Source organism: Pontibacillus salicampi (assembly GCF_042434395.1).
Classification (GTDB): domain Bacteria; phylum Bacillota; class Bacilli; order Bacillales; family BH030062; genus Pontibacillus; species Pontibacillus salicampi.
Genome location: NZ_JBHLTP010000003.1, coordinates 573,143 through 585,182 on the forward strand (window position 1 = coordinate 573,143; position 12,040 = coordinate 585,182).

Below are 12,040 nucleotides of genomic sequence, written 5' to 3' on the forward strand. Positions count from 1 at the left end.
ATTACGGCAAAGGTATGGCCTGGAAAATGGGAGACTCCCGCTGAAAAATGGATGAGCCAAGACCCCACAGGAAAATGGTGGAGTTTACTCCATCATTTTTCGAGGAGGCTTGGCCATTCATCAGCAGGAAAGCGAGCGTTTTCCAGGCCATACCTTTCCCTGAAAAACGGATAGGACCCATCACTGAAAGGCTTAGGGTGGATAGGTCTTGGAGCAATCTCATCCTATCTATAATATATAAAAAATGTAAAATCTCCTTAATTTTTGTAGGAATCTCCCTTTTAACTGGTTTTTCCTTTATAATAAGTAGTAAATGATTTCTTTAGGGGATGGTTACGTGAATATTAATATTCAGTTGTGGCAGCAATTTGCACAGCTTCAAGCTATACGAAACATAGGAACTAACAGCCCTTCTTCTGATATGGGTGTATCTTCTTTGTTTTCCCAAATGCTTACAAGTGAAATGTCAAAATCTCCATTACCAACGACCCAAATTCCTACTGGAGCAGCTCCTGCGTTGCCTTCTATGCCAACTGCATCTTATTTGTCTATGAGCTCACCCAATAACACTGGCTCTGAATCTATACAGTCATACATAAACACGGCGGCGAGGGAGCATAATGTTGATCCCAATCTTTTACACGCCGTCATTAAACAAGAATCGAATTATAATCCCAATGCCGTCAGTAAGGCGGGGGCAAGCGGCTTGATGCAGCTAATGCCTGCCACTGCAAGAGGGCTAGGCGTTGTAGATATTATGGACCCACAGCAAAATATTAATGGGGGAGCAAGGTACCTGCGTCAAATGCTGGATAAATATAATGGAGATACGGAGCTTGCTCTTGCAGCATATAATGCAGGTCCTGGCAATGTAGAGAAGTTTGGGGGAATCCCACCGTTTGAAGAAACAATGGCTTATGTTCCAAAAGTGATGAATAACTATAACAATAGTAATGCTTAATGGTTATAAAAGGAAAACAGGGGTATAAAGTGTCCTCTGTTTTCTTTTGTCATGGAGGCCCGCAATCATTTTTACAAGTAAAGAACGATGGTTAAACAGCTGCGGCAGCATAGTCGGTGAACTTTTGTATGTCCAAAATGGCAGAATCATAAATGGAAAGAAGAACATCGTCAATCAACTTTTACAAATATCCTACTCCCAGCGCTTTTAATTACTTTAAGTGAATAATGATTATATATAGAGGTGGTGATACCGTGTCTAAAGATGATGATAAGCCATTTAATGATGTTGTAGACCACCAGCAGAAGATAGAGGGGTATCCTCAGCCAAGCAAGGGTAAACTTCCCCTTCCCATAAGATTAATAGGATATGTTCTATATGGAGGCATTGTATTAATGATCCTTTTTGGTCTATTAGGAAATATTTTGTTTAGTTAACTTAAAGAATTAGATATATTCAACTTTATTCCAGAATGGGGCGAATCTCAAACAGCGAGATCGCTCTTATTTTGTTTGAATTAGTATATGGTATTTGCCAGCTATTTCGATAATTAGCTTGTTGTACATCACATAACTATATAAATCGAACTTAAAAGGGACAAATCCTAAAGCAGCAGGGTTTGTATGATTAATATATTGGTTCTAGTTATAGGAAGGGGCATAAGGGTATTCGATACAGTTTAGAAAACAACTATGCGTCTCTACTTTAGGAGGTTAGTGTAGCTGGGAGAACGTACACAAGGATAACGTGTATTAATACTATTATTCTGTTTAGTCTGTATAAAACGTATATTAAAGTTATTCAGAGTATTTTGAAGTAAAATGCTAATATTGGTAATATGTATGGTTATGATTATCGCTCATCCTTTATTTTTCGTAAATTTACTGTTTCACAATAAGTTAATACACCGGTTATACTTTTGTTATAGTAATAAGTATAAAACATATTATAATATGAAATAATTACATAAAGGAGCGATATCTTGAACAGATCACTAATTAATTGGACTACTTTCATAGGTGCATTAGCTTTATTAACCTTCGTAACATTGCCCCTCATACTTTTCCCAACAGGCGGCAAAGAAGTAGTACTAATGTTAAAGGACATGATGACAAAAAACTTGAGTTTCGTGTACCTTTCTTTTGGACTTGGGATATTTGGTTTTTTACTATACCTTGCTTTCAGTAGATTTGGAAGTATTAAACTAGGCGAAAAGGAAAACCTTGAATTCTCTACTTTATCCTGGGCAGCCATGTTATTTACTGCGGGAATTGGTGCAAGTATTTTGTACTGGTCTGCCATTGAGTGGGTATATTATTACACTGCACCACCGATGGGAATAGAACCGGAATCCAATAAAGCATTAAGCTGGGCATCTGCGTACGGGATTTTCCATTGGGGGTTAGTACCGTGGGGAATCTTCACATTACCTGCCGTTTCAATGGCTTACTTTTTTTATGTACGTAAGAAACCTACCTTAAAAATAAGTGAAGCGTGTCGTCCTCTATTAGGCAATAAAGTCGATGGTATTCTTGGGAATGTAATTGACATCCTATTTTTGTTTGGTCTTTTAGGAGGAGCGGGTACAACATTAGGTCTAACAATGCCTTTAATTTCAGCAGGCCTACATGACCTGACTGGACTAGAAGAAACAAAAGCTATGAAAGCATTTATATTAATAGTATGTACGTGCATATTTGCCTTAAGCGCATATTTTGGTTTGAAGCGAGGTATTCGCCTACTTAGTGATATGAATCTATGGCTTTCCTTTTTCTTACTAGGATTTGTTCTCTTAGTAGGTCCAACGTTATTCATTGCAGAGACTACCTTCAATGCATTAGGAATTATGGGATCTAATTTCTTAAGGATGGCTTCCTGGACAGAACCGTTCAATAATTTAGGTAATTTCTCCCGTTCAGGTTTCCCAGAAACATGGACCGTTTTTTTCTGGGCATGGTGGCTTGTATTTGCCCCATTTGTAGGATTATTCGTAGCACGTATCTCTCGGGGGCGCACCATACGACAATTAGTACTTGGTACGTTAGTTTATGGAACGTTAGGTAGTGTACTATTCTTTGGTATTTTAGGCAACTATGCGATATATCTGGAAATGACAGGTGCTTATGATGTTGTAAATGCTGTTCAAACCCTTGGGCCACCAGCAGCAGTAATGGGAGTTCTCAATATGTTACCACTTGGCAAGTTTATTGTAACGGTCTTTATTGTATTAGCTGTTATCTTTACAGCAACAACATTTGATTCCGGCTCTTACATTATTGCTTCTGTCGTCCAGAAAGAGGTCAAAGGTGACCCAATGCGATGGAATCGTTTATTCTGGGCGTTTGCATTGTCTATTCTACCTATCGTGTTAATGTATCTTGGCGGACTTTCTACCTTGCAAACAGCAAGTATTGTAGGAGGGATTCCACTTCTGATCATTATGCCAATGCTTGCTATGTCTTTTCTCAAAGCCGCCAGTCATGACTTATCCCAAAAAGATCAATCCTCTTTAGAGGAAGAACAGGAAGATAAGATTAGCTGATGATTATTGTAACAGCTAGTAACGACTAGTGTACTTCTATAAAATAGGTATAAAGCATGTATATAGAAGGGATTGTAGATATGAACGATCAACAGAAAAAATTACCACTTTATCTCCAAATCAAAAATAAGTTAGTAAATAATATTAAGGAAGGAGTCTGGAAGCCTGGCGATACGATCCCGTCAGAAAGTCAACTCATCGAACAATACAATGTTAGTCGTACTACAATAAGGCAATCCATCCGAGAGCTTGTTCAAACCGGTATTCTCGAAACAAGTCGTGGTGCCCCAACAAAAGTGAAAGAAATTCCAGAAGAGCACTTTGGGAACCCTGGTATTATCCATCATGAAATTGGCGAGAACATGGCTGTATCTGTCTTAAGAATGGGCAATAGTCAAAGTCATTATCATGCGAAATTTCAACTCAATTTATCAGGGGAGGAAGATGTGTTTTTTGCAGAGCGACTCCGAATTGCGGACGGTAGGCCTATTGCCTATCAGCAATTGTATGTTCCAACACGTATTGGTGATGTAGTCAAAGATATTGCAGACACGGAATTTGATATCTTTTCATCATTGGGTAAGCATAGCATCTATCATACCAATATTAAGGAGCATGTATCTGCAAGTAATGCAACGCAGTACGAGGCGGATTTATTAGGGGTAGCGACAGGAGAAGCGCTAATAAATATTGAACGGACCACACTTGGTATAGATTCCAATCCTATCGAGTACAGCAAAACGAAATATACAACCTATTCATTTAAATATAGCATCGAAATTGATCAAAGTTAACCTACGTATTGCAATAAGTTATTTCTTATTATAATATGTACTCAGAAGAGAAATACAAGCCATGATAGTATCGGAGGAATCTCACATGAATAAATTAACGAGTATTCGTCATGAAAAGACACAAATTGACCTGGTGAAAATGAGGCAGTACCGACTTGGAAGAGTACGGGAGCAATTAAAGCGACTAGGGTACGGAGGTATCGTAATTTTTGACCCTGTCAATTTACGCTACGCGACTGGAAGCCGTAACATGCAAGTATTTATGCTGCGAAATCCAGCCCGCTATGCCTTCATTCCAACAGAAGGTCCTGTAACTTTATTTGATTTTCCGAACTGCGAACACCTGTCTGATGGAATTGAAACCATCGATGAAGTACGACCAGCAACAACGCTATCGTATGTTGCCTCTGGTGAGAACCTGTATGATAATGCTAAAGAGTGGGCGAAGGAAATTGCTGATTTATTCCATACTCATGCAGGAGGCAACAACAAGCTTGCAATTGACTATGTTCCTTCCGTTGGTGCAATTGAGCTTGCCAACCTGGGTATAGACGTAGTAGATGGTCAAGAACCAATTGAACATGCTCGAAGCATTAAGAATGATCAAGAAATTCAAGCTCAGAAGATTTCCGTTAAGACTGCTGAAGAAGGCATGATCCGTATGCAGCAAGCACTAGAACCTGGGATTACTGAAAATGAACTTTGGGCACATCTGCACAACGTTAATATCTCACAGGGTGGAGACTATGTAGAAACAAGACTATTAAACTCGGGTCACCGTACCAATCCCTGGTTCCAGGAATGCAGTGATAAAGTGATCAATGACGGAGAGTTAGTTGCATTTGATACAGATATGAACGGTCCGTTTGGATACTTCACAGACATTAGCCGAACATTCTTATGCGGAGATGGTGAGCCAACAGAGGAACAAAAGCGCCTCTATCAAACAGCATATGAACAAATTCAATACAATATTGACCTGCTGAAGCCAGGAATGACCTTTAGAGAATATGCAGAAAAAAGCTGGAGAATCCCTGATGAGTTCTTCCCGAACCGTTATTTTACTGTTGCTCATGGAACTGGGTTGAGTGGGGAATATCCTTATATTGTGTACCCACAAGATTTTGAAGAAAAAGGGTACGACGGAGTTATCCAGCCTAATATGGTGCTATCCGTAGAAAGCTATATCGGATCGCCAGGGGGCAAAGAAGGCGTTAAGCTGGAGGAACAATTACTTGTTACAGAGAACGGCGTAGAGAACTTTTCTGATTTTCCGTTTGAGCACCGATTATTAAAATAAGCAGGAAACAAGAGATTGTTTTTTAAAAAAGCGATTCTTCCATGAGAAGGATCGCTTTTTTTGCTTATTGCAAAAATTGCAAAGGGAAACATCAAGGGAGTTGTATCCATTATCCACTATTCTTCTTCTGATTTTTTACATGTTGATAAATGGGGGAAGTTCTGAAATAATTACCATATTATATAACAAATATTTGGAAAAGAGGCGTTTAACATGAAGGCGTTTTTATTAATCTTTGCAACTCTGGTTAATGTATTTTATATCGCTAATACGCTTGTTGGTTTTGGTGTAAAAATATCCAATATGTGGAATGTCGGCCTAGGAGTGTTCCTCATCTTAAGTGTGATATTTTCAGGCTACCTTATAATAAATAAAGGTACCCATAAGCGCTCTCTTTCCCTGTTATCTGTATTTGTATTTTTTATTAGTATCGGATCTCTGGGGTGGTACGCATTTCTAAATTACTTATTCTTAATTATGGGATGAGCGAGTAGAATCGATAGACAGCAGTTCATTATGAACGAGAAAGATGTCTTGATGTAACGAAGAATGGGTATTAGAAAAAGGGAGAGGTATAGTTGAATAGTCGACCAGCGGGTTTCCAAGTCAGGTTATTAGCTGATTTGTTGGACTTTATAATACTTAGTACACTGATTAGCATTGTCATTTTTATGATAAAGGGAGAATATGCATATCAATGGGCGCAAAGCTTTATTTGGCAGATTAGCTATACGTTATATTTAACCATTCTTCCCTTGGTATGGAGAGGATATATATTAGGTAAGCGATTGTTGGGCATTAAAGTGAAGCAAATCGACGGAGAAGCTTTAACCTATAAAAATATGATAATGAGAGAAGTGGTTGGTAAATTCCTACTAGTGTATGCATCTCTAGGCATATCTACTATCGTTAGCATATTTATGATAAATATTCGAGAAGACAAAAGGGCACTTCATGATTTAATTAGCAGGACTTATGTAAGTTATACTAAATAAAAACAACACTATTTATAGTGAACTTGGATATGCAGTCGGTTGAAGAGAAGTATCAAGTATTTGGAACATGGAATTGCAGTTGATAATATATGTTTATGTATCATCACCATAATGCTTGGTAGTTGTGCATAGCTAACAATGTATTCAATTTGTAAATTGTTTAAAGTGCTCCCTTTAAAAGTTTTTTTGACGGAAGGTGGGTTTATGAGAAACATATTTAGTATAGGTTTGGTGATGTGCTTAGTTGGATGTTCCCCTTCTTCTACTAATGATGACAAGCAATCCACAACATCTGCTTACGCACACATGCAAACATATATAGATGAAAATAACGTTAAGCCATTAGCAATACTAGAGCCTTCTCAAAGATATAACGAAGAGTTAAACCGTGCAGCTGTACTGTATGAGAATGGTTTCTATGAAGTGCATGAAAATGAAGATGGGGATTTGACTAGTAATACACATTCTTTGGAAGACAACAATAGTAAGGTAGAATTTGATATTGCGCCCCCATATATTTATGCTGTGATTAACGATGAGGAATTATTGGAGAAGGGCGGACTAATCGATATAGTATTGGATGATGGTCTCACTTTTGCTTCTTCCATAGAATGTACATCAACCCCGAGATCATCTATTTTTTATTATGGTGACCAGGTAGAAGATAATGAAGCCATAAGTGCAACATTATATATTTATGACAGCATGGATAATAAACTCTATGAAGAACAGCTGAACTAATTGTTTAAATGAAAAACTAATTTTACCCAAAAAGAATTTCCTTCTTGCATTAAAAGGTTCGTATATCCAGTTGTACTCATCAGGATTAGCTTAATACCATGACAGTCCATTTTTAGTATAGTCTCATACACTCTTTTTACTGTCTTTTTACTGCCTCATATACTAACAAATGCGGTTTTCCATATATGCCTTTAAACGTATTATGGTGACCCAGACAGGAGGGCACACTCTTTCTAATCAGTACCCGGGTATTCATTTGTCTTTTCATTACTTGTCTTACCACTTGCTCCAAGCACTAGTACGCTCATAATCTCTCCCCGTCCTTAGTAGAATTATTATTATCTTTTTATTCACACATACTGTAAAGATAAAAACCATTCAGTAACAATTATATGAAACGAATATCATTCCATTGACAATATTCATAACTTACTACATACTATTGTTAAATTAATTTTACCGAGTAAATGGAGTGAACCATCCTAATGAAGGATATTAAGTTATTAACTACTCATGAACAGTTAAAAGCGCTAGCGGACCCATTCCGTGCGGATTTACTCTTAAGGCTAATGGAAAAACCAAAGACAGGTCAGCAACTATCAGAAGTTTTTAATCTCTCAAGAGCTCGTATTCACTATCATCTAAAGGAATTAGAGAAGAACGATCTGATTGAGATTGTTCATAAAGAGGAAAAGAATGGGATTGTGCAAAAGTTCTACCAGGCGATGGCTCGAGGCTTTGTACCTGACCAATCTTTAATTCCATATTCTGATATGACAGAAACGGTAAGACAGATGATGGTAAGTATGTTGGAACAATCCAAAAGAAGAATACTCGCTGCCCCTGAAGAGTCCCTTCAGGACGAATCTGGCTCTAAGGATCCTGCTGCATGGAAATATCGATCAAGTGCCTATGAGATTCATGCTAAAGAGGAAGATTTCCTAGCTTGGCAGAATAAATTTTCAAAATTAATGGAGGAGCTTGCAGAGATACAAAGACCAGACCCTTCTCCAGAAGCTAAGCTATATTACTTCCATATATTAGGCTTGCAAGTGGAGGAAGGCAGCTACGAACCGGAAAAAAGAGACAGTTAATTTCGTTCTCTTTTTTTATTCTAACGGTAAAATTATATTTACCGTGTAAGAAAAATTAATAGGAGGGTTAAATTTGGAAAGCAATGTGAATAGACTGGAATTGGAAGCTCCTTTTTCTTTATCGAAATCAAAGTCGTTTGTATTACTATGGTTTACAACGGTTGTTTCAAGCCTCAGTTTATCAATGTTTATGTTCATTCAATCCTGGTATGTAGTAGAAACACTTAGTATGGAAGCATCTCTTGGGATAATATTGGTTTCTTTGACGATCATGAGGATGGTTTCTATGATTATTGGGGGAGTAGCTGCTGACAAAGGCAGTCCAACGAAAATAATGGCTTTATCTGATTTATCGTTAGCGATTTTGATGTTTGCCCTTGCAGCATTTTTTCTTTTGTTTATAGATGTTCCTATTTGGGTTCTTGCTATAAACGCAGCCTTTTTTGGAATTGCTGGAGGTATGTTTGAGCCTTCTAGAGATGCGCTTATTCCCAAAATAGTAAGAGAAGACCACCTTACAAGAGCAAATTCCCTGCTTCAAGGTGCAATTCAAATTTCTTTATTCACAGGTCCTTTACTTGCTGGAGTAATGATTACCTACTTCAGTTACAACATTGTGCTCCTTCTTATTGGAAGTTGCTTATGTCTTTCAGGGATAAGTGTTTTCTTTATAAAATGGAAGAAAGAGGAGCAGCAGAAAGATGAAAATCAACCCTTTAAACGTCAATTAATGGAGGGGTTTACCTACACGTGGACGTCTCCTTTATTGCGGTCGTTGTTTATGATGACCGTGGTTGTAAATTTCTTTATATCAGGCCCACTACTTATGGGACTGCCAATATTTGTAGAGGGAGTACTTCATGGTAGCTCGGTAGGGTTTAGTTTTGTACAAGGTGGTTTAACGTTAGGAATGGTTCTTGGGTCTGTACTCATTGGAGTGATGAACCCTCAACGGAAGAGAGGGGCATATGCACTATACTTAATAGCGCTACAAGGAATAGGAATGCTTTTGTTTAGCCAAGCACCATCTATCATGGCGGCTGTTTGTATTATTATTTTCATAGGTATGCTCAATCCTGGTGTGAATGTCCCATTGATATCGTTGGTTCAATCGTACTCCAGTTATGAAAAAGTAGGTCGGGTTATGAGCTTGATTCGTACGGGATCTTTAGGGTTAATTCCGTTTTCTTATGCAGCGACCTCGATTCTATTGGGGATTGGGATGGGTATCGAGGTAATTATGGCATGGAGTTCTTTGCCATTAATAATAAGTGTTGCTGTATTATATTTTGCCTACCCCATTCTTAGGGACGTTGACTAATAATTCTATTAGAGAGTATATGAGTAATGAGCTGTAAGATAGATTGAAAATAAATCAGCTAGGGCCTTAGGGGAAAGGTTGTGATTTTTTTCGAAGTCTGGAGCGTTTTAAGCTTGCTCCGTCACAAGAAGCTATTTGTTAATATTGCAGATTCTCATAATCAATTCTATCATAAACATAAGCTTGTTCAGGTTGTTCAATACGTTCCACGGAGGTAATAGACACAAGGGGTAACGTCCACTCTTTGAATTGGGTCTCTGTTAGAACGCCAGAGAGTTTCACCCACGTATCTGTCTCAAACTGATGGATATTTTGACCTTCCACCATAAGTCCATTTATTCCAGCATCCGCTACACAGCAAGAAACTCCAAACCTGCCAATCAAAAGCCTTTCTTCATCTAAAACGGTGTCACGGTAAACAAATCCTATCATGGAAATTTGCTTATCTAGAAATAGAGAGGGGTTATCTCCCAAGATGTAAATAGAACTAATGTAATTTTCGTCGGTAAGGTTGATGGTTTGGGACTCCTTCATTTCTTTGAAGCGTTTAGGGTACATCTCTTTAGGTGTAATAATACCACTAGCAGCTTCAGGGGATGCATTTTCTTCTGTGATACCCTTTTCTTTGTCCACGTTCATGGCATTATTAGTTTCATTTGATTGACTAGAAAAAGCAACGCTTTTCTTAGCTGCAATGGAACTTCCTAATGTGTGGTCAGCAAATAGAAATCCTGTTAGGACTGGAAGGACAAAAACACTATATAACAAAAGAGATTTAATATAAGATTTGGAATAGGAATGTTCATGATTACAATCACAGTGTATATCCTGATCTTCTTCCGTTCCCCTAGAAAACTGTACATAACACAAGACAATGAGCGAAACTAGCGCAAAATAAAAATAGGGTAGCATCTTAGGGGAAACGAAATTTAATATCTGCCCAGACACAACTAGCTTAAAAAGGAGAAGAGAGAAGCCAGTTAGAATGACGTTTCGAATAAAAATGTGTAGATTAGCCTTCATAAGTACCTCCTATAAGTACCAATAATCATATAGTAGAGTAATCCAAAATACTACAACGGTAACAATAAGAATAAATGCCAGGATGAACCTCTTTTTAAAATAAGCGAACAATAGAATCGTATTCTTTAAATCAATCATAGGTCCATACACGAGAAAACCTATTAGAGCAGCAGGCGAGGCAATGGTTTTAAAGGAGGAAGCTACAAATGCATCTGCCTCTGAACAAAGAGATAGTATGTAAGCAAGCCCCATCATAGCCATTGGCCCAGAAATTGTCCCGCTTCCGACCTCTACTAATAAAGAACGGTCTAGAAATACTTGTACCAAACTGGCTACGAAAGCTCCAAGTAACAAAAACTTTCCAACATCAAAAAATTCATCACTTGCATGGTATAGTGTTTCCTTCCATTTACTTCTTTGCTGGTGGTGATGATGGTCTAGAGTTAAATGTCGCTCCTCCTCTTTCATTTGATTGCTTTTACCCAAGAAGAAATACACTAACAGGCCAATGGCAATGGCAGAAATAAGAGCTAAAACCATCCTGGAGTGAGCGATAAACGGTGTGCTTTGAAAAGCATAATAAGTAGATAAATACACAATAGGGTTTAAAATTGGTGCAGACACTAATATGACAAAACCAACATGAAGCGGCATTCCTTTTTTTACAAGTCTTCTGACGATAGGGACAATAGCACATTCACAAACAGGGAAGATAGTCCCTATCACAACAGCGGGGACTATAGCTAGTATTGGGTTGGAGGGGACAAAACGATTCAAGTGCTCTTCTTTAATAAAGACCTGAATCAGCGCAGAAATAAACACACCTAAAAGTACAAATGGGATGGCTTCCAAGAATATACTTAGAAAAATAGTGTTTACATCTAATATAGTAGTAGGAATACGAATCATCTTTTCAATAGGTATAAAATCTCCTATAAAAAAAACAATGATAAATAGGAATAATATAATAATAGTTATCATATAAACAAGAGGTTGCAGTACATATTTATTCAAGATAACCCACCCCCGCAAATCGTAATCATTACTATATTATAGAGTATAATGATCAATTTATGAATACTTTATTCCAGCAAATCTATTTATTTATCTATATTAGTTCGGTGATTTACTTTTCATCGAAAAAGAGAAGGTATATACATTTGAGCATTTGGAAGGAAAATAATAGTATTTCCTTGGGATAACTCTCTAAATAATAGGGGGCTATTTTTTTATTAAAAAAAATTTGTAAATCTTCCAAAATTGTTGCAA

General features: G+C 37.6%; 12 protein-coding genes. 10 read left to right on the forward strand and 2 right to left on the reverse strand.

Annotation, left to right across the window (positions count from 1 at the left end; genetic code table 11):
- Positions 1 to 47: 47 nt before the first annotated feature.
- From ACFFGV_RS04355 to ACFFGV_RS04400, 10 genes are all read left to right on the forward strand, one after another.
- A complete protein-coding gene (locus tag ACFFGV_RS04355) occupies positions 48 to 317 on the forward strand; it encodes a hypothetical protein (RefSeq protein WP_377345352.1) in 270 nt (89 codons plus the stop codon).
- A gap of 26 nt (positions 318 to 343) precedes the next feature.
- Complete coding sequence (locus ACFFGV_RS04360; protein WP_377345860.1) at positions 344 to 961, forward strand: lytic transglycosylase domain-containing protein; 618 nt, start codon at positions 344 to 346, stop codon at positions 959 to 961.
- A 254-nt stretch (positions 962 to 1,215) separates the two neighbouring features.
- Positions 1,216 to 1,398, forward strand: a complete 183-nt coding sequence (locus tag ACFFGV_RS04365) for a hypothetical protein (protein ID WP_377345353.1) — start codon at positions 1,216 to 1,218, stop codon at positions 1,396 to 1,398.
- 545 nt (positions 1,399 to 1,943) lie between these two features.
- On the forward strand, positions 1,944 to 3,503 hold the full coding sequence (locus ACFFGV_RS04370) for a BCCT family transporter (protein ID WP_377345354.1): 1,560 nt from the start codon (positions 1,944 to 1,946) through the stop codon (positions 3,501 to 3,503).
- An 80-nt stretch (positions 3,504 to 3,583) separates the two neighbouring features.
- Complete coding sequence (locus ACFFGV_RS04375; RefSeq protein WP_377345355.1) at positions 3,584 to 4,297, forward strand: GntR family transcriptional regulator; 714 nt, start codon at positions 3,584 to 3,586, stop codon at positions 4,295 to 4,297.
- A gap of 85 nt (positions 4,298 to 4,382) precedes the next feature.
- A complete protein-coding gene (locus ACFFGV_RS04380; protein WP_377345356.1) occupies positions 4,383 to 5,597 on the forward strand; it encodes a M24 family metallopeptidase in 1,215 nt (404 codons plus the stop codon).
- A gap of 578 nt (positions 5,598 to 6,175) precedes the next feature.
- On the forward strand, positions 6,176 to 6,592 hold the full coding sequence (locus tag ACFFGV_RS04385) for an RDD family protein (RefSeq protein WP_377345357.1): 417 nt from the start codon (positions 6,176 to 6,178) through the stop codon (positions 6,590 to 6,592).
- 204 nt (positions 6,593 to 6,796) lie between these two features.
- On the forward strand, positions 6,797 to 7,333 hold the full coding sequence (locus ACFFGV_RS04390; protein WP_377345358.1) for a hypothetical protein: 537 nt from the start codon (positions 6,797 to 6,799) through the stop codon (positions 7,331 to 7,333).
- Between the two features lie 485 nt (positions 7,334 to 7,818).
- Positions 7,819 to 8,427 carry a helix-turn-helix domain-containing protein gene (locus ACFFGV_RS04395; protein ID WP_377345359.1) on the forward strand — a complete coding sequence of 203 codons (609 nt, stop codon included), beginning with the start codon at positions 7,819 to 7,821 and terminating at the stop codon, positions 8,425 to 8,427.
- 73 nt (positions 8,428 to 8,500) lie between these two features.
- The gene (locus tag ACFFGV_RS04400) at positions 8,501 to 9,748 is read left to right on the forward strand and encodes an MFS transporter (protein WP_377345360.1); all 1,248 of its coding nucleotides are present in this window, start codon (positions 8,501 to 8,503) and stop codon (positions 9,746 to 9,748) included.
- Positions 9,749 to 9,886: 138 nt separating this feature from the next.
- On the opposite strand, the gene ACFFGV_RS04405 is transcribed toward ACFFGV_RS04400, so the two are convergent.
- Both ACFFGV_RS04405 and ACFFGV_RS04410 read right to left on the reverse strand, forming a co-directional pair.
- Entirely contained in the window at positions 9,887 to 10,771 is an 885-nt protein-coding gene (locus ACFFGV_RS04405; protein ID WP_377345361.1) for a TIGR03943 family putative permease subunit, read from the reverse strand.
- Between the two features lie 9 nt (positions 10,772 to 10,780).
- On the reverse strand, positions 10,781 to 11,785 hold the full coding sequence (locus tag ACFFGV_RS04410; protein WP_377345362.1) for a permease: 1,005 nt from the start codon (positions 11,783 to 11,785) through the stop codon (positions 10,781 to 10,783).
- Positions 11,786 to 12,040: the final 255 nt, after the last annotated feature.